Below are 22,564 nucleotides of genomic sequence, written 5' to 3'. Positions count from 1 at the left end.
TCTAGCGACCTGCTGCGCTTCTACCTTGTGGGTGCTGACCATCGAACCCGCTGGTGGTTTGGTGGGCCGGGGTCGCCGGTGCGGTTGAATAAGCCGCCGTCGGGGTTGCAGGGTGCTCCGGTGACGCATGATTATCAGACTGTGACTGGTATGGATGGTGCTATCTATAAGGGCACGATTGATGAGCAGGCCACTATCACGTTGCAGGTGTGGGTGAGTGACCCGCGTTCTTCGGCGTGGGCTAGGCGGCAGCATTCCCTATGGCGTGAGTCTTTGGGTCGGGGTAAGGACACTGTGAGGCTGTTTGCTGTGTCTAAGGAATCTGGCTATTGGTGGATTGATGCCCGCGTGGAATCCATCAGTGACGTGAACTATTTTGACCAGCGGCCCGGCTTGGTGGGGGAGATTGGCGAGCTAGTCACGTTGAAGACTGACCGGTCTTTCTGGCAGCGGTTTGAGGAACGCAAACGATTCGACCGCTACACATGCCGCAATGCCCATATGCTTAATCTGGGGGACCAGCCCGCATGGCTCAAGTGGGCTGTCACCGGCGACCATAACGGATGCTATATCGGCGTGGACAGGGAAGAGGTCTACCTCCCAGACCCGCGCACGCTGCGCACCGAAGAAGAACTCTTAGCAGGCATGAACCCCGTACACGGCTACTGGATTGACACGGATGAACTCTGGCCCTCGTTCCTCACCGCATCCGGTGATGACCTACAGCCTGATTTCCCTGACACGTATTGGACTAAGCCACTTCCTCCACGTGGCGTGCACAGGGGTAATACGGTGCCGTTGAACATTAGCCCGATTAATCCGGGTGAGAATTTTAGGGTTGAGGTGTCCTACATTCCGAGGGCGGAGCAAGCATGGTAGCTGACATTAACGAATCCTATAGCGCCAACCCGCTGAATCTTATGGTGCACAATAATGAGTACACGCAGCGGCACCGTATGCCCGGCTACATTGACGTAGAGCTAAACGCGGAGTTTGGGCTGAATGCTGGAACCGGTACTGTCACTATCCCCGCTGACCACAAGCTCGCGGCCCGCATCATGCAATGCGACCATGACGTTGTTCCTGTCACGGCAGAATTCAATGGGTGGCGGTGGACTGGCCGCGTGGAATCTTTCGAGGCCGCTGGCAAACCAGGCCGCGAGACTGTCACCGCCACACTGATTGATGACAAAGTGCAGCTAGGCAGCGTGCTGGCATTTGCTAATACTCGCACAGGGCTTGCATTGCAGGGCAAGCGTGACCACCAGGCAGGCCCACTAGAGTCTGTGGTGTACCACTACCTGAGTGAGAATATTGCCCGCTCTGGTCTACCCGCCTATATCGTCATGCCGCCTAAGCGGGTAGAAGACAAGTCTCCACGTATTGACCTATCGGCACGCATGACCAATCTGGATACTCTACTGCGAGACATTCTCAACCAGTATGACTATGACGTGGAATGCCGCATGTGGTGGCCGGGCCAACCCTTCCCCGATGGCAAGGTAGTTCCGCTGGTTGAGGGGGATAGGCGCGAGCGTCTACATAGGCTCACCCATGCGAACATTGACCAAGTATTTTCCCCCAACGATGACCCGATCCAACTACCCACAAAGCCGGGCCTAATCGTGGCAGTTCGCAAGGTGCGCGAGCGCCCACACGTAAGGTTCAGCACCCGTAATGGTGAAGTGGACTCATTCACCCTGTCCGGTAAAGCCCCCGGCGCTGCCCGCCAGGTGGTGGGTGGTAAGTCGGATGATTGGGTGAATGAGACGATTAACTTAGGTATTGACTTTGCTATTCAGGGCATTCTTACCGCGATTGGTGGAGTAGCCGCTGGCCCGGTTGGTGCTCTGGTGGGTGGTGCTGTGGGTGGCATCATCAAGAATCAGGTGGAGGATACGGTGTTGTCGTTCACGGATAGAACGGATGTTGAGCGGGCGGCACAGATGGGGCCGTTCCATCTACGTGAAGGCTTTACACAGTCCAGCGCGGGCACGTTCACGTTTGATACATCCACGTTGGCTGAGCGCGCCCTACTGGATGCTAAGGGTGGCAAGTCCGTCACTATGACGATGGGGCACAGTATTTCTAAGGTTCTGGGTGATGACCAGCGGCACAGTACCGGAAAGATTCGATACGGATACCGTATTGGTGACCGTGTGACCTTTGAAGAGCACCTATCGGGTGTGGTGGTGTCCGACATTATTACCGGTGTGACCGTGAAGGACAATCACGATGAGCGTATGCGCATCTCACCCCGCATCGGTAAGCGTAAGAACACGTCTAATCCGTTTATTGATTTCACTGACAAAATGAACAAGGTGACAGAGACCGTGCGCGACTTCGGCTTAGCGACCTAGACAACGCGGCGATTAACGCATCCTCATGGGCGAAACGATAGGAGGATGCATGGTCACACACCCCATGAAGCAAGGCACCTACAGGGTGTCCAGCGGCTACGGGTCGCGCTGGGGAACCTTCCACGCTGGCCTAGACTTCGCAGCGCCCATAGGTACCCCGATTTACGCGGCAGCGGATGGTGTAGTAGTCCAAGGCAAAGAGCGCTATAACGTAGCGGGCTTCGGTAGCTGGATTTGGCTGGACTGCCAGCAATCCGTAGGCAAGGACTTCATCTACGGTCACGTGAAGCATGACGGCATCATGGTAAAAGCGGGCGACCGCGTTCATGCAGGCCAACAGATAGGTGTTGTCGGCAACGAAGGTCAGTCTACTGGCCCTCACCTGCACTTTGAAGTGTGGGGGCATCCTGGTCGCCTTGGTGGCGCTCACCAAGACCCCGCGAAGTATTTGCAGGGCGCGGCACAGCCGGGAGGGGTAACCAAACCAGTAGCACGGCCCACCCCGACACCTTCTAACGGCCATATTTTGGGTGTGGACGTGTCTTACTTCCAGAACGGTATGAGTCTGAAGCGCGCCGCCAGTGAGGGGTTGAGCTTCGCTATCATCCGCACCAGTGACGGCACGCACCGTGATTGGGCCTACCAGTCCCACATGCGGGATGCAGAGTCAGCAGGCATGGTCACCGCTGCATACCACTACTGCCGCAACCCGCGTGAAGGAACCAGCATCCAGCAGCAGGTAGCCACCTCCGTCAACGTCATGGGTGACATGAAGCGCCCCATCTGGCTGGATTGTGAAACCCCCGCCGGGCTATCCGCACAACACGTACAGGAATTCAAGACAGAGTTTGAACGCCGGGGCGTGCGCGTCATCGGCATCTACTCCTACATCCCCTGGTGGGAGGGAAAGACCATCGGCGGGGAGCCTGAAACCGCACCATACGGCAAAGTATGGCTCGCACACTACGGCTCCAACCCAGACGGTAGCCCCGCACAGGTCTACGCAGCCCGTGGCGGCAACGATTCCCGCTATTGGAACTACCCGCTGGGCAACCAAAAACCAGTGCTATTCCAATACGGCAGCAAAGCAGAAGTCGCCGGATTCGCAGACGTAGACGTAAACGCATTCCGAGGAACCAAAGACCAGCTCAAAGACCTGTTCTACGGCACTCACACAGCAAAGAAAGAAGATCTAGATTTGTCCGACATTGACAAGAAGCGCATCAAGTACTCCCTAGACCAATTCGTAGGCTACGGCACCAACAAAAACGGCGAGCCTACTTTCAACGGGTGGGATTTTGACCACCTAGTCAAGGTGGCGAATGACAAGCTCGCCAATGGCAAGGGGCTAACCCTAGTGGAGATGGTGGCCCGCACCATGGACAAGCAACATCGCCAAGAAACGGCGATTACGCACCTGTCTGAAAGCTTCGACGAACTCATTAATGCTGTCACCGCCCTTAACGATTCCGTGGCGCAGCTTGCAGGCGCAAACCCGGAGGTAAAGTAAATGAGCAACGTTAATAAGGCTGATTGGCCAATCCGAAAGATTCTGTACATCCTGTTTGGTGCGGCCCTGTTTGTGGCTATCACCGCAGGCTGGGTGACAGATGACCAGATTGAGACCGCCCTGTCTACCACTGAGCGAGTCACCGCCTACCTAGCATCTGCTGGCCTCATCTTCGCAGCCACCAAGACCCACAGGGGCAGTGACGATAAGAGCACTGAGGCGGACGTACTCAACGCCGCCGTCAACGCTTCCAACCAGCCACAGGACACCAACAGCGAAGTGCTACTAGCCCAGCTACAGCGCCAGGTGGCAGACCTCACCCACCTTGTAGAGCACCCCGCACAGGGGCCGGAGGATGAGGTAGACCAAGACGCGCCGGGCATTTACCCCACAGGGGCTTAGCATGCAGTGGCCGAAAAACCGTGACAGCTGGCTAGCCCAACGGCAAGGGGACTGGTCGCCCGGCATGCCGTCCCTCATATTCTTCATCATTTTCGGCCTATTCACAGTCCAAGGCGCTAACCGTGGAGTGGACTACATCACCGGGGATAGGCCGGATGTTACCCAGTCGCTAACGGTGGTGGAAGAGGCGATGCCGCTGCAAGTCTGGGGTGTGCTGTTCCTCATGGCCTCCCTTGTGGTGGCGGTAGGAATGGTGTTCCGCAGGCATAACATCATCATCGCCGGATGCCTGTACTTCGTGGTGCTGTATTCGGGCATCACGTGGGGACTCACGATGAAGATGCTCACGAGGATGACCCCAATGTCTGAATTTTGGGCCGCGCTCACAGACCCCGATATACATGCCCCTACACCGTTCATGTGGGTGGTCATCATCCTCATGTGTGTGGGGTGTGCAGCGCTAACTGTGGTGGTGAAGAAACACCGCTTGCTTGTAGGTGCAGTGTCAGCACTCATTATCCTATTGACCTGCATGTTCGCTACTTACGGGCATCTCGCCACCTTCATCTACCACTCCGCACAAACATTCCCACTCGACGGATGGCGCACCCCCTCATCCTTCGCCCTCACTACAACCATTTGGGCGCTATTCGCCTGGGGTACGAAAGTGATGCAGAAAGCTAGAAGAGGTCAATAAAATTGGTACCACCAGAGTTGCTAGACCGCTTGCCCAATGATGGGGCATGGGGCATTTTCGTGACCGTGGTGCTGGCTATCTGGATTGGTGTCAAGACACTTGCGAAGGCTGATACCGACAAGATGGAGCAGTCCTTCGGCTGGTTTGGGCATAAGGCTTCTCAGGTTGTGCGCTGGTTTCGGGATAAAGAGCGCCGCCAGATTGAGCATGAGCAACGCCTAGAAGACGCAAGGGTGCGCGTCTTCGAGGACAAGATTAAATCCCTAGAGGGGATGATTAAGCGCGACCGCCAATGGTATGAGGAACAACTACACGTTGAACGCGAGCGCAACGAGGCGGAAACACAGCGCCTAGAACAACGCATTGAGGATGTGGTGGAAGAGCGCCGCGTAGTGGAGAAATGGATGGAGTACGCGATGCAGTGGGCTAGTGATGTGTATTCACTGGCGGTGCAGCACTCGTGGAATCCGACGATTACACCACTCATGTCTTTTTCCGTGTGGCGAAAGACGATGCAGAGCGACGTGGATTAGACAACGCGGCGGTGGGGCAACCATGGGGGCAGCTTTAGACGTTTCCCCTGTTAGGAGTCCCCACCCATGGCTGATAGTGTCCCAACTTACCGCGACCTTGAGACGAAGCTTATCCTCAGGTGGATCGATGTGGAGGACATTCTCGCTACTCAGCGAGCTTTGATTGAGGTCACCCCTGAGGCTGCGTTCCTGGAGCTGCCGCGTGGCCGTCGTGGCGAAAAGGGCGAAAAGGGTGACGCGGGTGCACAAATGTGGATTCGTGACCTCATCACGAATCGTAACCAGCTGCCGCAGAATCTGCGCGAGGTAGACCAAGGCGCATGCTACGTGGATACTAATTCCCGCTCTGCGTGGGTGTGGAACGGCAGTGACTACATCGAGATTCCTGAATTTGTGGGTGTGCGTGGCGAGCCGGGCATGACTCCACGTGTGCAGATTGGTTCCGTGCGCCCTGGCGGTGATGCGTCCGTGAGTGTGAATCAGGCCGCGTCTACTGAAGATACTTTCGTGCTGGATTTCGTGCTTCCGCAGGGGCCGGTGGGCCCACCGGGCGAAAAGGGTGATGAGGGTTCGGCGTCGAATGTGTCTAATAGCCCGGATGTGGATGTGACACGCCCCCCGGTTCCTGGTGAAGCCCTCACGTGGAACGGTAGCAAGTGGGCACCGCGTAATGTGCTTGCCCCTATTGGGCCGTGGGTGCTGGGTGAGGGGGATTTTAAGAGCGTGAGCCAGGGCCTTATTGGGTCTGGAAATGTGTCTGAAAAGATGATCGCCTCTTATACGGTGCCTGGTTTGCCTTATGACTGGCATCCTGTGGTGCTGGGTGGGCAGCTGCGTGTGGAAACCCCTATTGGTGTGCAGTATGACGCGGAGGTGCGTGTGGGGAATGCGCAGCGTGGTGACATTATTGGCCGTGGTATTGGTAAGCCTTTCCAGCGGCGTGAGGACCACACACAGATTTATCCGGCCACCGCATCCAGAATGACTCCGGGCAGTGCTGTGGGTGTGGTTAAGGCGAATACCGCCACGACTATCTATGTGGTGTTGAAGAAGACGCGGGGCACTATTGGTGGCTGGGATTTCTGGCGCGAAAATTCGTCTTTGTCGTTCTTGGCTATGCCAGTTAATCAGGCTTACGCCTAAGGGGGATGGCTCATGGCTGAGATGGATCCTGGTAAAGACCCGTGGTTGGAAGATGAGGCGGAGCGCCGCACCCTGGACTATGGCGGCACGCCTCCGAATCCGGAAAACTCGCGTACTCGTGCTGACACGTTTGGTATTCGCCCTGATATTTGGGATTCGCTTAATCAGGCGATTACGAAGAAGGCGACGGTGGATGAGCTTTTGGAGCAGGCGCGCCGCCGCCAGGAGGATGCGCGTAAGTATTTGGCGGATGCTGCGGCTGCACGTGAGCAGGCGGATAAGGCGCTAGCAGAGTCTGATAAGGCTGTGCAGAAGGCGGGGCAGGCTCAGCAGCAGGCTAGGCAGGCTGTGGATGCGTCTAATAGTGCGTTGGGGGATGCTGCGGCGGCGCGTGAGGATGCGCGTAAGTCTCTTCAGGATGCGCAGCAGTCATTGCAGAATTCACAGGATGCTTTGAATGATGCGCAGGATGCTAGGGCGCGTGCTACTACGGCTGTGGCTAATGCGGCTACTGCACGCACGAACGCTGATAAAGCGTTGAATGATTCGGGTAAGGCACTTACTCAGGCGGGGCAGGCTGTGTCTGAGGCGCGTTCTGCTGTGTCCACATCTGGGGATGCTTTGGCTAAGGCTAAGGCTGCTGATTTAACGTCTGAGGAAGGCCGTAAGACTGCGATTGAAGCGCTGACTAAGGCTGTACATGCCACGAATACGGCTGTGTCTGCTAACTCGACGGCGATTGAGGCTAACAGCACGGCTATTGCGTCCACGAATAAGGCTGTGGCTGCGCTTACTCAGGCTTCGGCGGCTAATTCGCGGGCTGTGGATGCTTTGTCACAAGCGTCTGAGGCGAATTCGCGGGCGATTACGGCGACGAATACGGCGGTGGCTGCGAACAGTAAAGCTGTTGAGTCAGCGCTGTTGTCCAGTCAGGCGAATAGTACGGCTATTGCATCCACGAATAAGGCTGTGAGCGCGGCTGTCACCGCATCTGAGGCGAATAGTACGGCGATTACTGCTACTAACCGTGCTGTGGCCGCGTTGCGTGCCGCAAACTCTGCTAACAGCTCCGCAATTAAAGCAGTCACCGATGCTTCTGAGGCGAACACGAAGGCGATTAGCCTACTGCACCTTTTGAACCACGGTACGTGGAACCTATCTAGCACCTACACGATTGGTACGAGTTGGAGGTCATTAGAATTCAACTCGCCTAAGGGCGAATCGTCGGGGTGCTCGATCTTCAAGTTTACCAACTCCGATGGCACTTACATCAACTTTAATGAGGCGGGGCAGTGGGAGGTCAACCTCCGCATCATTATTCCAGCTAAGCCACTCCTCTCCATTGGTGGTAGCTCGTATGTGAGGATTTCTCACATGCGTAAAAGTGAAGTGGTTGATAGTGCGGTCGCTACTGGGTATGACGATGGGTGGCCTTACACGCTCCCGCTCACTGCCATATTCAATGTGCAAGTAGGTGACTACGTATATGTGTCCGCAAAGTCGGACACCACACGTGGTACCTCGCCATTATCCAATGGTAGGCCAGACCATGAGTACACGGAATTGTCCGCACGCCAACTCTCCCGGGCCTAGACAACGCCCCACCCCTCGTACAACTACAGGCAGTCAAATGCTTGTAGGAGACGTGGATGAAATACACCCGTGTACGCCGCGCTGTCAGTGCCGTCGTGATTGACAGTTGGGATGAAGACCGCGACCCAGAACACATTAAGGTCAACGGGCGCGTCACCTTCACCCCACTGTTGAAGGACGGTGATGTGGTGCAGTGGGCTGGACCTAATGGCCCCGAATCCTTGGTGCTTGCCCCCATTGAGTGCCGTATTAGTGACGGTATCATCATGCACCGAGGTGGGGAGGGTGTGTACCTCGCTGCTGGTGGTAAAGGCTGCGAACCATCCCTTATTCAGTGGAAGGCCACATTCAGCAATATGCAGGCGGGTGGCTGGTCTTTCAAGCTGAAGCCAGTCATGTTTGATGCTGTGCCGGATGGGGAAGTAGACCTCACAATGGTCGCCCCCGTAGCTGGCGCATCCGAACCCATTGTGCGTGGCCCCGCTGGTACCGGTATCGACAACATCAAGGTTGATGGGGCGGAACTAGTCATCACCGCACGTTCTGAAGCCGGTGTGTTTGAGATGGCCCGCATCCCGCTAGAAGATGTGGTGAAGGCTGAGGCTGCTGCAGCTGCTAAGAGCGCCACTGACAATGTGCGCACCGAATTCAACGCCTCTGTAACCAACGCCGCCAACAGTGCTAAGTCTGCTGCTGCTAGTGCAAAAACCGCAACCACCAAAGCCAGCGAAGCAACAACCCAAGCAGCCAACGCCGCCAACAGCGCCAGCGCCGCGAAGGACTCTGCTGCCAAAGCCAGCGCCAGCGCCAGTGCTGCTACAGCAAGCGCAAACAATGCGTCTACATCCGAAACCAAAGCAGCAGGAAGCGCCAGCGGCGCGAAAGCATCCGCATCATCCGCAGCGTCTAGCGCCTCCAAAGCCGCAACCTCAGAAACAAACGCGGCAAGCAGTGCCACCAGCGCTAAGCAGGATGCTGACCGTGCCGCAAACATCGCCAACAGCACCAGCTGGAACGGCGACAAACTCACCGTAAACGGCCAAACCAGCCCCTCCCTCACCGGCCCCAAAGGCCCAAGAGGCCCAACCGGAAACGCCGGCCCCAAAGGCGAACCCGGCGAGGTCACAATGGCGGACTTTCGCCCGGTGCGTGATGCGGTGGAGGTGCGCCCGAACGGGTGGATCATCAAGTCCGCATCTGATTTAGCAGCGACGGAGAAGAAAGCCCGACCCGGCGACTTAATCCACGTTGTTGAGACTCGTGAAACATGGGAGGTCTACTAATGGCACTCAGACTGATTAGGCAGGCAAATGAGACGGTGCGGCTGGACGTAACCCAGGGCACTGGTTGGAAACCCGCAGCTCGTGGGAAGTTTGACGCAAGCGTCAACGCTTACCCGGAACTCGCCACCATCCAGGCCACCGGCTGCACCGGGTTACGCGTGTACGACTACGACGCACCCGGCCAGCCCTTTTGGGAGTCCACGACGGGCACGAGCCACACTGTGACGGTGATTAAGACGGTTCGCCGTCTTGTGGTTCGCGCCGAGAATACGACCGATGACACGGAGGTAATTATGCACGTTGTTCCGATCCCCCCCCCCTACTTCGTAAGACTTTTGCGCGCCTGGCGGGGTGCCTGCCATGGCGCTAAAACTGATTGGTGCCTCTGGTGGCGCAGTATGCGCGGGCAACTCCGACAGGTCGGACATGCAGCGCGCCTACATGACGTGGGACACAATGCGGGTTCCCGGAACGTGGAAAAGCGACAAGGTATCGGTGACCCCGCCGCCAGGATGGTACAGGTTCAGACTGTGGGTCAGCGAGAACCTGATTGTCTCACCGAACGGGGTCGGACTGCCCGGCGACGTTTCACTAGCCACTACGGGCATGGCGGCACCGGCTATCGACACGATTTGTCAGGTAGCGGATGTAGTGAACGTGCGCTACAGGGCAGACAGGCCATGCGAGTACCGGATGGAACTCACGCCGATCTAACCACCGTGGAGGTGGCGTGATGGCGTTGCGTCTTATCCGTAAACCCCTCGAAGTGCTCACCGGCACAACCGGCACCGGCACTGGGCTACTCACGGTCACCGGCTCGTGGGGAACCTACTTCACCGCCCCTAACGACGGTGTGGCTCATGTTGCTGTGACGGGTGATGTGGAGCAAATCTGTGTGTGGGTGCGTGACACGGACGGCCTGAACATTCAAACGTTCCGCGCCCGCCGTGGCGCGGAATCTATGGAGCAGTGCTGCCTGAACGTGATGGTCCCGTTGTCTAGGGGGCAGCGGTGGTTTGTACAGGCGGAGGGGCAGAGCAAGACCGTGACGGTCATGCACGACTTCAAACCCGTCCCCCCCCCTGCGTAATTGCAAAGTTCTGGCGCTGGTTGGGGTGGTGCTAAATGGCTTTACGCAAAATAGGCACCAGCCGCGACGTGGCCGCGTACACCCTCACCGGCGATTCCGGTTGGCGCACCCCCACCGGCAAGAATCAAACATGGGTAACAACTGGGGAAACCTCTATAACACTCGAACCGGGCACCTACCTCATCGAGGGGCCGCCAAGTGTCGCCCAGTACAACCGCTCACCGTGGACGAACGAGGGCATCATCACAACACCCGCAGTGGTGGAGTACTCCGAGGACAAACAACTGTACTGCCAGTACAGCGGAGTACTGAAGATCACCAGACTCTAGCACCCTTGGGTGGTGGTCGCCGTGGCGCTTAAGCGCATCAGTCAGCCGCTAACCGAGCTAGGGAGCAGCGAACACCTGGACAACCTCACTACCACCGGCGTGTATCACCAAGCTCTGTCAAGAAACGCAGAGGTAAATAATGGCTACCCGGAGGCACAAGCTGGCCTACTCGAAGTCATCTCCCCGTCAGGCGTACAGATGGTGTACCAGCGCTACACCATCTATAACTCCCGCGGCATGTACTTCCGAGGCTTCTACGGCTCCTCATGGGGGCCGTGGAAGAAAGTCCTAACCGAATAGACAACCAGTTTTCTGTGCGACCCTCTGACCGCCCCACGGTTAGGGGGACGCTCGCATTTTGATGGAGGAAACAATGACACTTGAAGAAATCATCGCCGCTATTAAGCAGCTCGACGACCAGGACTTTAACGCCCTGAGTGATGAGATGTACACCATGCGGGAAGAACGCCGCGCACGCCCCGCTATCGAGCAAGCAAAGCAAGAAGCTGAATCGGAAACGGCAACGAAGATTGCTCAACAGCTGGCAGAAGAGCACCCGGAGATAGTGGAGAAGCCGACCGAAACAGCAGACGGCAGTATCCGCGAGTGGGAGCCGTGGAACCCTCTAAAGCCCTCCACACACTACCGATATGGAGACCTTACCCAGCATGGCGGCAAGGTGTGGCGTGACGTGCTCGACCCCACCGGCGACAAACTTAACGTGTGGGAGCCAGGCGCGCAGGGTATAGATGAGCGCTACTGGATAGAAGAATCGGAGACCTCTGAGACCCCCGCCGAAGGTGACGCTAGGGTAGAGGAATTCGTACAGCCCACATCGGAGAAGCCTTACCAGGTGGGGGACAAGGTGAAGTTTGAGGGTGCGGTGTGGGAGTCCACCATCGCTAACAATGTATGGTCACCATCCGCGTATCCGACGGGGTGGAAGAAGTTGTAACCGTAATCCGCGATAGTGGTTCTACTTCTGGTTCTACTTTCTCCCTGTAGCCAGCTACAATAGTGCATTGTTGCAGTACAACATTGGAGGGAATGACGGGAATCGAACCCGCGTCTTCAGCTTGGAAGGCTGAGGTATTAGCCACTATACGACATTCCCACAACCGGCAATCTTCAACTTTCAAGGCCTTGACTTTGAAAGCCGTTGAATCAGCGTGCCGATTACTTTAGCGCACGTGGTCGCTGAAAGAAAAATGGGAACTAGAACAGGGCCAAGGGCGTTAGTTTGGGTAGGTAGACAATTGCAACAACGCACAATTCGACTCTGAGATGAAAGTGGTGCTTTCGTGAGCTCTTTATTGCTCCTTATCCTTGTCGTCGGTGGCGGCGCATGGTTTCTGTCCTCGCGTAACGGGAAGAAGCAGCAGGAGCTGCGAGAATCCCAACGTTTTGATGACGCGATGGCGGATGCGCGCCGCTGGACTGAGCGTCTCGGCGGTCAGGTGATGAACCTCAGCGGCACGGATACCGCCTCCCAGCAGGCCATGGCGGATGCTTCCGAGCGTTTCACCGCCGCCAATTCGGCAATTTCTCAGGCCACGACAGCGAAGCAGGCGCACCTGGCGCGCGAATCTGCACTGGAGGGGCTCTACTACGTTGCGGCCGCGCGCGAGATTATGGGCATGGATCCGGGCCCGGAGCTGCCACCGCTGGAGGGCCAGCGCCAGGCCGGCAAGGTGACGGAGACCCGTACGGTGGAGGCAAACGGGGAGACGCTGACGGCGTCGCCAAGCGCATCTGCAGAAACCCCCAACTACTACCCGGGCGGTGTTGTGGCAGGACGCCCGGTCCCGGCCGGCTGGTACTCGCGTCCGTGGTGGGCTGATGCATTGACCACCGGTGTGTGGATGGTGGGCTACTCCATGATGTTCAACGCGATGTTCGCGGGCATGTCCGGCGTTGGTTACTCCGCCGCAGCCGCCGAAAGCGGCGACTGGGGCGGGGACATGGGCGGTGCCGACGGCATGGACGGCGGTGCCATGGACGGAGCCGGAGACGTGGGTGCCGGTGACGCCGGGGGAGGCGAGGAAGGCGGTTTCTTCGACGGCCTCTTTGGTGGCGACGGGGGCGATGGCGGAATGTTTGATTTCGACTTCGACTTCTAAAGCGAAAGTTGCCTCTGACGTGGGGAAACAAAGTTTAATTGGGGCCGGTGTTGGGATAGTCAAGCGGCTATCGGTACACTAGCCCCAGTATGAAGCGCAGCTGCGCGCGGGACTTCCGGGCGCAGAGGCTTTCCATACGGGGCGTGGCGCAGCTTGGTAGCGCACCTGCTTTGGGAGCAGGGGGTCGCAGGTTCAAATCCTGTCGCCCCGACGTATGGGGGCCTGGACACTCATCCAGGCCCCCTAATTTCATCTTTGAACGATCACAATCAGGAGAGTTTCTCGTGAAGACCACCGTAGACAAGCTGAGCGATACCCGCGTCAAGCTCACCGTCAACGTTCCGTTTGCTGAGCTGGACAAGGAAATCGATCAGGCCTACGCGGCGATCGCGCAGCAGGTTTCCATCCCGGGCTTCCGTAAGGGCAAGGCTCCGCGCCAGCTTATCGACGCCCGCTTTGGTCGTGGCCCCATCCTCGAGCAGGTAGTCAACGACATGCTGCCGTCCCGCTACGAGCAGGCCGTTACCGAAAACGATCTCAAGGTTATTGGTCAGCCGGAGATTGACATTGCCAAGCTGGAGGACAACGACTTTGTCGAGTTCACCGCTGAGGTAGATATCCGCCCAGAGTTCGAGGTACCGGACTTCTCTAAGATCTCCGTTAAGGTGCCGGCACTGGAGACCTCCGAGGAGGACGTCGACAAGGCGCTCGAGGACCTGGCTTCCCGCTTCGGTGAGCTCAAGGACACCAAGCGCAAGATGAAGACCGGTGACTACGCCATCATCGACATCACCACCGAGGTGGACGGCACCAAGCTGGATGAGGCTTCCCACGAGGGAATGACTTACCGCATTGGTGACGACAACCTGATCAAGGGCCTCGACACCGCTCTGCGCGGCATGAAGACCGACGAGGACAACGAGTTCACCACCACCATCCAGTCCGGTGAGCACGAGGGCGACGAGGCCACCGTGAAGGTTCACGTCCAGCAGTCCAAGGAGCGCAAGCTGCCGGATCTCGATGACGAGTTCGCACAGATGGCTTCCGAGTTCGACACCATTGACGAGCTGCGCGAGGACACCAAGACCCGCGTCGAGGAGTCCAAGAAGTCCGAGCAGGCTGCCGCCATCCGCGATGAGGTCCTGAAGGCCGCTTTGGAGGAGGTTTCCTTCGAGCTTCCGTCCTCCATCGTCGATGAGCAGGTTCACGCTCAGCTGCACCAGGTCATGGGCCAGCTGGCTCACGACGAGAAGGCTCTGGCCCAGCTGCTTGAGGCACAGGGCACGACCCGCGAGGAGTTCGACGCTGATGCTCGCAAGTCCGCTGAGGAATCCGTCCGCACCCAGCTCTTCCTCGACGCCTTGGCTGAGATCGAGGAGCCGGAGGTGTCCCAGCAGGAGCTGACCGACCACATCCTGTTCACCGCCCAGTCCTACGGCATGGACCCGAACCAGTTCATCCAGCAGCTGCAGTCCAGCAACCAGCTGGGTAACCTGTTCTCCGATGTTCGCCGCGGCAAGGCCCTGGCAACGGCTATCTGCCGCGCCGAGGTCACCGACGAGGCTGGCAACAAGGTTGACGTTGACCAGTACTTCGGTGAGATCGACGAGGACGAGGCTGAGGCTTCCGAGGAGAAGTAATCTCCCGCTTGTAATGTGCCGCTGCCACATGTGTGGTGGCGAGCGCGCGTGAAACCCCGGATTCAGGTAACTTAAGGATGAGCCTGAATCCGGGGTTTGTGTCATTGTGAACGCCCTCTAGGAGTCTTTGAGTACTTCGTAGAGGGCGTGATGGGTGTTGGCTGGGGATACCGCTAGCCGTTCGTGGCTCTAAAGGCCTTGTCGGTTAGCTGCAGGAATCGCATAACGTAATCCTTGACAAAGTCTGCGGTGCGTTCATTGAGATGTCCGGACTCTTCGAAAAGGGTGGGGGATTGACCCAGAAATACTTCGGGCTGACCAGGAAGCGGCATATCGAAGTAGGACAGGGCGAGGCGAAGGTTCTTCTGTGAACTGTAGCCGCCCATGCGGCCTACAGAGTGGCTAATGATACCTGCGGGAAGGTTCTTCCACGCCACATCTGAGTTGGGTTTAGAGCCGATGTCCACTGCGTTTTTGAGGCAGGCGGGGATAGTGCGGTTGTTCTCTGGCGTAATGAAGAGGATCCCGCTCGAGTTCTTGATGGACTCGCGAAAGGTGGTGTACTCAGCCGGAGTGGGCTTGTCCGTGACGGCGGGGTCATCGTAGTCGAAGTCATAGAGCGGCAAGTCACGGATTTCCACGATGCTTGCCTCGTAGTTTTCAGGGATCATCGTGAGCACCTCGTGTGCAATCTTGCGTGTAAATGACCCTCGTCGCAGGCTGCCGACGATAACGCTGATACGTGGGGTGGCCATGGTAAACCTTCTTTCTTAGTTGGGTGTAGGGAGTCGTGGTCAAGGGAGAAAAGGCTTGCAGCCAAAGGCCGGTGGTGGGCCGGCGGCGTGGGCGGCAGTGAGGAAGCCATCTACTTTGTCTCCTTCTTCATGGCGGAAGTACAGCTCGATGAGCCCTAGAAGCCCCCCGAGGACGGCCTCTCGTGCGGCGGATGTATTCAAAAGCCGCATGGCTGCGGGTTGGTTTCCTTCGCGGATGGCTTCAAACAGCGCGATGGTCTCAAGCCAGCTTCCTTGGTCCGGTCGCGGAAAAGGTTTAGAAATCCCAGTCATCATCACTCGTTTCTTCAGCAGTACCAATGACATAGGAGGAACCAGATCCAGAGAAGAAGTCATGGTTCTCATCTGCTCCGGGGGCTAGGGCGGCGAGGATTTCTGGGTTCACTTCCGTTTCTTCGGGCGGGAAATAATCCGGGTAGCCCAAATTCATGAGTGCCTTATTGGCGTTATAGCGAACGAACACGGCTACATCATCCATGAGTCCCAAAGGCTCATATAGCTCGCCGGAATAGTCCAGCTCTAGTGCATAAAGTTCTTCGAGCAAAGAAATGGTGAAATCATGCATTTCCTTCTGCCGTAGCGGGGTCGTGGATTCCAGACCGCGCTGATACTTGTAACCCGAGTAGTAGCCGTGCACTGCCTTGTCACGCAGAATGAGGCGAATCATGTCTGCCGTATTTGTCAGGGTGGCGTGGACAGAAAAGTGCAAGGGAAGATAGAAACCCGCGTAGAGAAGCAGCGAGGAAAGCAGCGTCGATGACACCTTGCGTTTCAGTGGATCCGGCCCAAAATAGTGCGCGAGCACTTTCTTGGCGCGTGCCTGGAGAAGGTCATTATTCACCGCCCAGCGGTATGCTTCATCAATTTCCTTTGTACTGCTCAGGGTAGAAAACACTGAAGAGTAAGAACGGGCATGGACTGACTGCATGAAGGCGATGTTGGTATACACGGCCTCCTCGTGTTCGGTGCGGGCATCTTGAATCTGACAGATTTCACCCACGGTGGCCTGGACAGTATCCAGGGTGGTGAGTCCCGTGAACACCCGCATGGTGAGGTTGCGTTCCTCGGGTGTCATCCTCTGCCATGCCGGGAGATCATTAGAAAGCGGGACCTTCTCTGGCAACCAAAAGTTAGCGGTGAGACGGTTCCACACTTCAAGATCCTTGTCATCGCTCACCCGGTTCCAATTGATGGCGCGGATGCGGGCTGAAGGATCATGCCGGTAGCTCGGCGGTGTAACTGAAATGCTGGTTAGTTCAGCACTGTTCGATGTTGAAGACATAGCTTCTTTCTTTCTGAGTGGATGGTTGTGGACAAGGGGAGGACCGTGCTTCTACAAAGCACAGGAGACGCAGCCTTCGACCTCGGTTCCTTGGAGCGCGGATTGGCGTAAACGGATGTAGTAGAGGGTCTTGATTCCGGCTTTCCAGGCATAGATCTGTGCCTTGTTGATGTCCCGCGTGGTGGTATCAGCGGTGAAGAACAAGGTCAGGGAAAGCCCTTGGTCCACGTGTTGGGTGGCCATGGCGTAGGTGTCGATGATTTTTTCGTATCCCACGGCGTAGGAGTCATCGAAATACTCCAGGTTGTCGTTGGTCATTTCCGGTGCGGGGTAGTACACGCGCCCCAAGCGGCCTTCCTTGCGTATTTCAATCTTGGAGGCAATCGGGTGGATGGACGCGGTGGAGTCATTGATGTAGGAAATTGATCCAGTGGGTGGAACTGCCTGCAAGTAGGCGTTGTAGATGCCGTCTTGCATCACTTGATTCTTGAGCCGTAGCCAATCCTCGCGTTGGGGGATCTGTACGCCTGCTTCGTGGAAGAGCTGTTTTACGTGTTCAGTGGCTGGCGCCCAGTCTTGGTCGATGTATTTGTCAAAGTAGGCGCCAGTGGCATAGGTGGATTCTTCGAAGCCTGTGAATCGTTGACCTTTTTCAACCGCGAGTGCATGGGATGCGCGGAGCGCATGGTAGGTTACCGTGAGGAAATAAATATTTGTAAAGTCCAGTGCCTCGGCGCAGCCATAAGGAATACGCTGTGAAGCAAGGAAGCCGTGGAGATTCATTTGGCCCAGACCAATGGCATGCATGGAAGCATTTCCGTGAGCGATGGAAGGAACAGCTTCGATGTTCGTCAGGTCTGAAACCTTCGTGAGGGCACGAACTGCGGTTTCGACGGTCTCCCCAAAGTCCGGTGATTCAAAAGCCTTCGCAATGTTGAGCGAACCTAGATTGCAGGAAATATCCTGGCCAACGGTGGTGTAGTCACCCGAAGCTCCGTAGGTCGATGGCGTGTTGACCTGGAGGATTTCACTACACAGGTTGGACATATTGATATGTCCTTTGAGGGGATTAGCGCGGTTGACCGTATCCTCAAAGAGGATGTAGGGGTATCCGGATTCAAACTGAAGCTCAGCCAGGGTGGTGAAAAACTCGCGGGCCTTAATGGTCGTGTGAGAAATTCGCGGATTGGCAACCAACTCGTCGTAGTACTCGGTGATGGACATGTCAGACATGGCTACGCCGTACTCGCGAGTGATGTCATACGGGCTAAAAAGATGCATATCTTTGTTCTCCTTGGCCAGACGGAAGGTTATATCTGGAATAACAACCCCCAGCGAAAGAGTCTTGATGCGGACTTTCTCATCGGCATTTTCCCGCTTGGTATCCAGGAAGCGAAGAATATCTGGATGGTGCGCATGCAGGTAGACGGCTCCAGCGCCCTGCCGGGCGCCCAATTGGTTGGCATAGCTGAAGCTATCTTCGAGAATCTTCATGACTGGGACTACGCCGGAAGCCTGGTTCTCTATCTTTTTGATCGGGGCTCCGGATTCGCGCAGATTGCTCAGCAACAAGGCCACTCCACCACCGCGCTTTGATAGTTGCAGTGCAGAGTTCACGCTGCGGCCAATGCTCTCCAAATTGTCTTCGATTCGCAGGAGGAAGCAGGAGACCATTTCGCCGCGTTGGGCTTTGCCTGCGTTGAGAAAAGTAGGGGTGGCGGGCTGGAATCGTCCGGTCATGATGTCATCCACCAGCTTTTCTGCGAGCTCTTCGTCGCCCTGTGCAAGGTATAAAGCTGTGGTGGCGACGCGTTCTTCGTAGCCTTCTAGGAATCGGGAGCCATCAAAGGTTTTCAGTGCATATGAAGTAAAGAACTTAAATGCGCCGAGGAAGGTGCGGAATTGGTGCTTAGCTCGATGAGCTCTGTCATACATGGCGCACAGAAAGGCGTCATCATAAAGCTCAAGGAAATCCCGCTCGTAGTACTCGTTATCAACCAACCATTCCAAGCGTTGCTTGGTGGAATCGAACTGATGCATGCGGGGAGCGACATGGTGCGTGACATAGTCTTGTGCTGCCTGAATGTCCTTGTCAAACTGGATTTTTCCAGAAGCGTCGAACAAGTTCAGCTGCGCGTTGAGTGCGTGGTAGCTCTTGCGCTTGCCGACACCGCCGGCATTGTCTGCTGAAGCGGTGCGGAGCGTAGTGCCATGAGGTTGTGTGGGGGTGGCATCGAGAGGCCACATTGTGTCTTCCAATCTGTGTGATGCGGATGGGTTCTTCATCTTGCGGGGGATTAATGGGGTGTCATCGTTAGCTGCTTTTGCTGCTCCCAAAACTTCTGAAGGCCCTGCTTTACGGCGGCGATGTCCTTCTGTGTGCCGAGAAGCTCGAAGTGATACAGCTCCGGTACGTGGCACTTGGCGGAAATGATGCGTCCGGCGACGCAGTAAGCACTTCCGAAGTTGGTATTCCCTGAGGTAATAACGCCCCGGATAAAGGAGCGGTTGATTGGGTCATTGAGGAAGTCGATGACCTGTTTGGGGACTGCGCGTTTGAGCGAGCCTCCGCCGTAGGTGGGAACGATGAGTACGTACGGGTGTGAAACCTGGATCATCCCGGTTTTCTTGGGGCGCAGTGGAATGCGCACCGCGGGTCTATCTAAGCGTTCGACGAATCTTTTTGTATTTTCTGAAACGCTAGAAAAATACACCAAATCTGGTGAGTCTGACATAGCAATCCTGCTCATCCTGGCCTTAGCCATAAGTGGGATAGGTGATATTCGAAAAGACTAACTACGCAATGGCGTAGTTGCAACTACGGCCCAACGTAGTTTTGAAAAGGGCAGGTGAGAGTAGGATTAATGCAAAGGGGAAGGTCTAACGGCTGTGGTGTGCTACAAACACTGCGTCGGTAGCTGGGCGTCCAAGCACTACCCACTGAGTGCTGCCGGCCACCTGTATTTCGAGAGAATCTGAAAAGGGCGCTCCCTCGCGCGTGCTAAGAACAGCCCCTGTGACAATGCCGCGCTCTTCAAGGAACTTCAGCAGTTGTGGGTCGGAATCAGAAATGCGTTCCACGGTCACTTGCGGTTGCGCACCGCTGTCGGTGAGACGGTGCGCACTGGGGATTGTGATCTGTCCATCAACCGTAGGGATAGGATCGCCGTGCGGATCCCTAGTGGGGTAATTAAGGAACTTATCTACACGTTCTATGAGCATGTCGGACACCGCGTGTTCGAGATTTTCGGCTTCATTATGGACTTCGTCCCACGTGTAGTCCAATGCTTGAACCAAAAAAGACTCAAGCAATCGGTGGCGGCGCACCATGACCAATGCGTACTGCCTGCCAAGTTCGGTTAACTCCACAGAGCCATAGGGCGTGTGTGACACGAGCCCTTGCTTCGACATTTTGCGCACTGCATCGGAAACCGAGGAGAGCTTGAGTCCCAACTGTTTCGCTATAAGTGTGGCGGTAACGGGCTCGGACGACCATTCCTTTAGCCCCCAGATTGCTTTCAAATAGTTCTGGGTACTGGTGGATAGCTCGGAAACAGACATGAGCAAATGTTAACCCAGCTTCCGTATGCGCCTTTGGTGCTGCGCCCCAACGCTCATAGCGAACAGAGGCCAAGTTTGAGAGGAATGCCGGTAAGGTGGGGCCAGTTAAAGCATTCTTCACTTGAAGGAGAACCATTAATGTCTGAGAAGATTTCAATGAACTCGTCGTCTACGGGTATGAATCTGAGCGATAGCGTGTATGAGCGCCTGCTGCGCGAGCGCATTATCTTCCTGGGAACCCAGGTGGATGATGAGATTGCCAACAAACTGTGCGCCCAGATCCTCCTGCTGTCCGCAGAGGACCCCACGCGCGATATTTCGCTTTATATCAATTCGCCGGGTGGCTCGGTCACCGCGGGCATGGCCATCTACGACACGATGAAGTACTCGCCGTGCGACGTGGCTACGTATGGCATGGGCCTGGCCGCTTCGATGGGCCAGTTCCTGCTCTCCGGCGGCACCAAGGGCAAGCGCTACGCCCTGCCGCACGCACGCATCATGATGCACCAGCCTTCCGCTGGTGTGGGTGGTACCGCCGCAGATATCGCCATCCAGGCCGAGCAGTTCGCGCAGACCAAGCGCGAGATGGCTGAGCTCATCGCTGAGCACACCGGCCAGACCTTCGAGCAAATCACCAAGGATTCGGACCGCGACCGCTGGTTCACCGCCCAGCAGGCCAAGGAATACGGCATCGTCGACCACGTCATCGAGTCCGTCAACGGTCCTATCACCAACTAGGGAACAAGGAGCTTTATCACTATGTCTAACCTTCAGATGCCTTCTTCCCGCTACGTTCTGCCGGAGTTCATTGAGCAGAACGCACAGGGATCGAAGACCACCAACCCGTATTCCAAGCTCTTTGAAGAGCGCATCATCTTCCTGGGCACCCAGGTCGATGACACCTCCGCCAACGACATCATGGCGCAGCTGCTGGTCTTGGAGTCCCAGGACCCGGACCGCGACATCACGATGTACATCAACTCCCCGGGTGGCTCCTTCACCGCGTTGATGGCCATCTACGACACCATGCGCTACGTTCGCCCCGACGTGCAGACCGTGTGCCTGGGCCAGGCGGCATCCGCAGCGGCCGTTCTGCTGGCGGCCGGTGCTCCGGGCAAACGCGCTGCGCTGCCGAACTCTCGCGTGCTGATTCACCAGCCGCGTACGCAGGGCACGCAAGGCCAGGTGTCGGACCTTGAGATCGAGGCCAACGAGATCGAGCGCATGCGCCGCCTCATGGAGGAGACCCTGGCTGAGCACACCGGCCGCACTGCGGAGCAGGTGCGCATCGATACTGACCGCGACAAGATTCTTACCGCGCAGGAAGCCGTTGACTACGGTCTCATCGATACCGTCTTTGATTACCGCAAGCTCAACGCCTAAGTAATCAAGCTTAAAGCCCCGCTGTCTAGTAGATAGCGGGGCTTCGGCCATGCTTAGGCTTCGTAGGGCGGCAGGATGGCCTCGGGGGACTCGGGGAGGATCTGGCCGCCGTCAATGATGATGGTCTGTCCCGTGATGTAGCCTGCCTCGCGGGAGGCGAGGAAGGCCGCGGCGTTGCCGATATCGCGCGGGGAACCTAAGCGGTGCATGGGGACGGAGCGTGCCATTTGGTCGAGGTACTCCTGGCCTTGGCCCTCCAAACCCTCGGTGAGGATGTTGCCTGGCAGAACACCATTGATGGTGATGCCATCACGGGCAACTTCCAGTGCCGCGGAGCGCATGAAGCCTTGTTGTGCGGCCTTCGAAGCGCCGTAGTGCGCCCAGCCTGGGTAACCGGTGTGCGAGCCGGTGATAGACGTCGTGATGACGATGCGCCCGTAGCCCGCTTTCTTCATGTAGGGCAGTGCTTCCTGCACCACGGTGAACGTGCCGTGCGTATTGATGGCGAACATGGCGTCCCATTGCTCGTCGGTCATGTCCTCGAGCGGGCAGTTGGGGAAGACACCGGCGTTGGAACAGACGATGTCGATGCGGCCATAGCGCTTGACGACGTCCCGGTACAGGGTGCGGACGGAGTCGCGCGAGGTGACGTCGACAAGCAGGGCGTCCGCCCCGAGTTCTTCGGCGGTCTTCTGCGCGGCCTCGAGGTTGAGGTCAGCGATGACGACGGTCGCGCCGGCTTCGCGTAGAGCGCTGACGATGCCGCGGCCGATTCCGGCGGCGCCGCCGGTGACGATGGCAACGTGGTCCTGAAGATTAAACATGTGCTGCTCCTAAGCGGTTG

At 56.9% G+C, this 22,564-nt stretch carries 24 protein-coding genes and 2 tRNA genes; 18 read left to right on the top strand and 8 right to left on the bottom strand.

Going from position 1 to position 22,564, the window contains the following annotated elements:
* The first annotated feature begins 120 nt into the window (after nucleotides 1-120).
* The 13 genes from CAURI_RS09975 to CAURI_RS09910 all read left to right on the top strand — a co-directional run bounded on the left by CAURI_RS09975 (nucleotide 121) and on the right by CAURI_RS09910 (nucleotide 11,895).
* A complete protein-coding gene (locus CAURI_RS09975; RefSeq protein WP_236660808.1) occupies nucleotides 121-879 on the top strand; it encodes a hypothetical protein in 759 nt (252 codons plus the stop codon).
* Nucleotides 873-2,360, top strand: a complete 1,488-nt coding sequence (locus CAURI_RS09970) for a siphovirus ReqiPepy6 Gp37-like family protein (RefSeq protein WP_010191052.1) — start codon at nucleotides 873-875, stop codon at nucleotides 2,358-2,360. Before CAURI_RS09975 ends, CAURI_RS09970 begins: the two co-directional genes overlap by 7 nt.
* 49 nt (nucleotides 2,361-2,409) lie before the next feature.
* Complete coding sequence (locus CAURI_RS09965; RefSeq protein ID WP_010191051.1) at nucleotides 2,410-3,870, top strand: peptidoglycan DD-metalloendopeptidase family protein; 1,461 nt, start codon at nucleotides 2,410-2,412, stop codon at nucleotides 3,868-3,870.
* Nucleotides 3,871-4,272: a hypothetical protein gene (locus CAURI_RS09960; RefSeq protein ID WP_010191049.1), complete on the top strand. Its 402-nt coding sequence runs from the start codon at nucleotides 3,871-3,873 to the stop codon at nucleotides 4,270-4,272.
* A 1-nt stretch (nucleotide 4,273) separates the two neighbouring features.
* Nucleotides 4,274-4,969, top strand: coding sequence for a hypothetical protein (locus CAURI_RS09955; RefSeq protein ID WP_012715221.1), 696 nt, complete (start codon nucleotides 4,274-4,276; stop codon nucleotides 4,967-4,969).
* A gap of 29 nt (nucleotides 4,970-4,998) precedes the next feature.
* The gene (locus tag CAURI_RS09950) at nucleotides 4,999-5,502 is read left to right on the top strand and encodes a hypothetical protein (RefSeq protein WP_206740548.1); all 504 of its coding nucleotides are present in this window, start codon (nucleotides 4,999-5,001) and stop codon (nucleotides 5,500-5,502) included.
* Nucleotides 5,503-5,568: 66 nt separating this feature from the next.
* Entirely contained in the window at nucleotides 5,569-6,645 is a 1,077-nt protein-coding gene (locus tag CAURI_RS09945) for a hypothetical protein (protein WP_010191043.1), read from the top strand.
* Nucleotides 6,646-6,657: 12 nt separating this feature from the next.
* Nucleotides 6,658-8,238, top strand: a complete 1,581-nt coding sequence (locus CAURI_RS09940; RefSeq protein WP_010191042.1) for a hypothetical protein — start codon at nucleotides 6,658-6,660, stop codon at nucleotides 8,236-8,238.
* A gap of 56 nt (nucleotides 8,239-8,294) precedes the next feature.
* On the top strand, nucleotides 8,295-9,521 hold the full coding sequence (locus CAURI_RS09935; protein WP_010191041.1) for a collagen-like triple helix repeat-containing protein: 1,227 nt from the start codon (nucleotides 8,295-8,297) through the stop codon (nucleotides 9,519-9,521).
* A 733-nt stretch (nucleotides 9,522-10,254) separates the two neighbouring features.
* Nucleotides 10,255-10,611 carry a hypothetical protein gene (locus CAURI_RS09925; protein ID WP_010191038.1) on the top strand — a complete coding sequence of 119 codons (357 nt, stop codon included), beginning with the start codon at nucleotides 10,255-10,257 and terminating at the stop codon, nucleotides 10,609-10,611.
* A gap of 35 nt (nucleotides 10,612-10,646) precedes the next feature.
* A complete protein-coding gene (locus tag CAURI_RS09920; RefSeq protein WP_010191037.1) occupies nucleotides 10,647-10,940 on the top strand; it encodes a hypothetical protein in 294 nt (97 codons plus the stop codon).
* Nucleotides 10,941-10,961: 21 nt separating this feature from the next.
* Nucleotides 10,962-11,240, top strand: coding sequence for a pyocin knob domain-containing protein (locus CAURI_RS09915; RefSeq protein ID WP_012715218.1), 279 nt, complete (start codon nucleotides 10,962-10,964; stop codon nucleotides 11,238-11,240).
* Between the two features lie 73 nt (nucleotides 11,241-11,313).
* The gene (locus tag CAURI_RS09910) at nucleotides 11,314-11,895 is read left to right on the top strand and encodes a hypothetical protein (RefSeq protein WP_010191035.1); all 582 of its coding nucleotides are present in this window, start codon (nucleotides 11,314-11,316) and stop codon (nucleotides 11,893-11,895) included.
* An 84-nt stretch (nucleotides 11,896-11,979) separates the two neighbouring features.
* Here the strand turns inward: CAURI_RS09910 and CAURI_RS09905 are convergent.
* Nucleotides 11,980-12,054 (bottom strand) — tRNA-Gly (locus tag CAURI_RS09905).
* 187 nt (nucleotides 12,055-12,241) lie between these two features.
* Here CAURI_RS09905 and CAURI_RS09900 point away from each other — a divergent pair.
* From CAURI_RS09900 to tig, 3 genes are all read left to right on the top strand, one after another.
* A complete protein-coding gene (locus CAURI_RS09900; RefSeq protein WP_010190928.1) occupies nucleotides 12,242-13,060 on the top strand; it encodes a hypothetical protein in 819 nt (272 codons plus the stop codon).
* 137 nt (nucleotides 13,061-13,197) lie between these two features.
* Nucleotides 13,198-13,271, top strand: a tRNA-Pro gene (locus CAURI_RS09895).
* Between the two features lie 73 nt (nucleotides 13,272-13,344).
* Nucleotides 13,345-14,700, top strand: a complete 1,356-nt coding sequence (gene tig / locus CAURI_RS09890; RefSeq protein ID WP_010190926.1) for a trigger factor — start codon at nucleotides 13,345-13,347, stop codon at nucleotides 14,698-14,700.
* Between the two features lie 173 nt (nucleotides 14,701-14,873).
* Here the strand turns inward: tig and CAURI_RS09885 are convergent, their stop codons facing one another.
* The 6 genes from CAURI_RS09885 to CAURI_RS09865 form a co-directional block, all read right to left on the bottom strand.
* Nucleotides 14,874-15,455: an NADPH-dependent FMN reductase gene (locus CAURI_RS09885; protein ID WP_010190925.1), complete on the bottom strand. Its 582-nt coding sequence runs from the start codon at nucleotides 15,453-15,455 to the stop codon at nucleotides 14,874-14,876.
* A 39-nt stretch (nucleotides 15,456-15,494) separates the two neighbouring features.
* Nucleotides 15,495-15,770, bottom strand: a complete 276-nt coding sequence (locus CAURI_RS13810; RefSeq protein WP_070564615.1) for a hypothetical protein — start codon at nucleotides 15,768-15,770, stop codon at nucleotides 15,495-15,497.
* Nucleotides 15,751-16,776, bottom strand: coding sequence for a class 1b ribonucleoside-diphosphate reductase subunit beta (nrdF, locus tag CAURI_RS09880; RefSeq protein WP_012715216.1), 1,026 nt, complete (start codon nucleotides 16,774-16,776; stop codon nucleotides 15,751-15,753). The genes CAURI_RS13810 and nrdF overlap by 20 nt, the downstream gene beginning before the upstream one ends.
* A gap of 51 nt (nucleotides 16,777-16,827) precedes the next feature.
* On the bottom strand, nucleotides 16,828-19,023 hold the full coding sequence (nrdE, locus tag CAURI_RS09875) for a class 1b ribonucleoside-diphosphate reductase subunit alpha (RefSeq protein WP_010190920.1): 2,196 nt from the start codon (nucleotides 19,021-19,023) through the stop codon (nucleotides 16,828-16,830).
* A gap of 50 nt (nucleotides 19,024-19,073) precedes the next feature.
* A complete protein-coding gene (gene nrdI / locus CAURI_RS09870; RefSeq protein ID WP_005324049.1) occupies nucleotides 19,074-19,541 on the bottom strand; it encodes a class Ib ribonucleoside-diphosphate reductase assembly flavoprotein NrdI in 468 nt (155 codons plus the stop codon).
* Between the two features lie 115 nt (nucleotides 19,542-19,656).
* Complete coding sequence (locus CAURI_RS09865; protein WP_010190918.1) at nucleotides 19,657-20,337, bottom strand: metal-dependent transcriptional regulator; 681 nt, start codon at nucleotides 20,335-20,337, stop codon at nucleotides 19,657-19,659.
* 138 nt (nucleotides 20,338-20,475) lie between these two features.
* Between CAURI_RS09865 and CAURI_RS09860 the strand changes: the two genes are divergently transcribed.
* Both CAURI_RS09860 and CAURI_RS09855 read left to right on the top strand, forming a co-directional pair.
* Entirely contained in the window at nucleotides 20,476-21,075 is a 600-nt protein-coding gene (locus CAURI_RS09860; protein WP_010190917.1) for an ATP-dependent Clp protease proteolytic subunit, read from the top strand.
* Nucleotides 21,076-21,096: 21 nt separating this feature from the next.
* Nucleotides 21,097-21,720 carry an ATP-dependent Clp protease proteolytic subunit gene (locus tag CAURI_RS09855; protein WP_010190916.1) on the top strand — a complete coding sequence of 208 codons (624 nt, stop codon included), beginning with the start codon at nucleotides 21,097-21,099 and terminating at the stop codon, nucleotides 21,718-21,720.
* Nucleotides 21,721-21,773: 53 nt separating this feature from the next.
* Here the strand turns inward: CAURI_RS09855 and fabG are convergent, their stop codons facing one another.
* Nucleotides 21,774-22,544, bottom strand: a complete 771-nt coding sequence (fabG, locus tag CAURI_RS09850) for a 3-oxoacyl-ACP reductase FabG (RefSeq protein WP_010190915.1) — start codon at nucleotides 22,542-22,544, stop codon at nucleotides 21,774-21,776.
* Between the last annotated feature and the right edge of the window lie 20 nt (nucleotides 22,545-22,564).

Source organism: Corynebacterium aurimucosum ATCC 700975 (assembly GCF_000022905.1).
Lineage (GTDB): Bacteria > Actinomycetota > Actinomycetes > Mycobacteriales > Mycobacteriaceae > Corynebacterium > Corynebacterium aurimucosum_F.
The sequence above is the reverse complement of the archived record's forward strand: the minus strand, read 5'-3'. Positions and strand labels throughout refer to the sequence as shown.

Excerpts from the sequence above, each read along its gene's own strand:
- CAURI_RS09925 (WP_010191038.1), top strand. The coding sequence starts at position 10,255 with ATGGCGTTGCGTCTTATCCGTAAACCCCTCGAAGTGCTCACCGGCACA.
- CAURI_RS09960 (WP_010191049.1), top strand. The coding sequence starts at position 3,871 with ATGAGCAACGTTAATAAGGCTGATTGGCCAATCCGAAAGATTCTGTAC.
- CAURI_RS09920 (WP_010191037.1), top strand. The coding sequence starts at position 10,647 with ATGGCTTTACGCAAAATAGGCACCAGCCGCGACGTGGCCGCGTACACC.
- CAURI_RS09860 (WP_010190917.1), top strand. The coding sequence starts at position 20,476 with ATGTCTGAGAAGATTTCAATGAACTCGTCGTCTACGGGTATGAATCTG.
- CAURI_RS09855 (WP_010190916.1), top strand. The coding sequence starts at position 21,097 with ATGTCTAACCTTCAGATGCCTTCTTCCCGCTACGTTCTGCCGGAGTTC.
- nrdI (WP_005324049.1), bottom strand. The coding sequence starts at position 19,541 with ATGGCTAAGGCCAGGATGAGCAGGATTGCTATGTCAGACTCACCAGAT.
- fabG (WP_010190915.1), bottom strand. The coding sequence starts at position 22,544 with ATGTTTAATCTTCAGGACCACGTTGCCATCGTCACCGGCGGCGCCGCC.
- CAURI_RS09955 (WP_012715221.1), top strand. The coding sequence starts at position 4,274 with ATGCAGTGGCCGAAAAACCGTGACAGCTGGCTAGCCCAACGGCAAGGG.
- nrdE (WP_010190920.1), bottom strand. The coding sequence starts at position 19,023 with ATGTGGCCTCTCGATGCCACCCCCACACAACCTCATGGCACTACGCTC.
- CAURI_RS09935 (WP_010191041.1), top strand. The coding sequence starts at position 8,295 with ATGAAATACACCCGTGTACGCCGCGCTGTCAGTGCCGTCGTGATTGAC.
- CAURI_RS09885 (WP_010190925.1), bottom strand. The coding sequence starts at position 15,455 with ATGGCCACCCCACGTATCAGCGTTATCGTCGGCAGCCTGCGACGAGGG.
- CAURI_RS09945 (WP_010191043.1), top strand. The coding sequence starts at position 5,569 with ATGGCTGATAGTGTCCCAACTTACCGCGACCTTGAGACGAAGCTTATC.
- CAURI_RS09865 (WP_010190918.1), bottom strand. The coding sequence starts at position 20,337 with ATGTCTGTTTCCGAGCTATCCACCAGTACCCAGAACTATTTGAAAGCA.
- nrdF (WP_012715216.1), bottom strand. The coding sequence starts at position 16,776 with ATGTCTTCAACATCGAACAGTGCTGAACTAACCAGCATTTCAGTTACA.
- CAURI_RS09910 (WP_010191035.1), top strand. The coding sequence starts at position 11,314 with ATGACACTTGAAGAAATCATCGCCGCTATTAAGCAGCTCGACGACCAG.
- CAURI_RS09970 (WP_010191052.1), top strand. The coding sequence starts at position 873 with ATGGTAGCTGACATTAACGAATCCTATAGCGCCAACCCGCTGAATCTT.
- CAURI_RS13810 (WP_070564615.1), bottom strand. The coding sequence starts at position 15,770 with ATGATGACTGGGATTTCTAAACCTTTTCCGCGACCGGACCAAGGAAGC.
- CAURI_RS09965 (WP_010191051.1), top strand. The coding sequence starts at position 2,410 with ATGGTCACACACCCCATGAAGCAAGGCACCTACAGGGTGTCCAGCGGC.
- CAURI_RS09940 (WP_010191042.1), top strand. The coding sequence starts at position 6,658 with ATGGCTGAGATGGATCCTGGTAAAGACCCGTGGTTGGAAGATGAGGCG.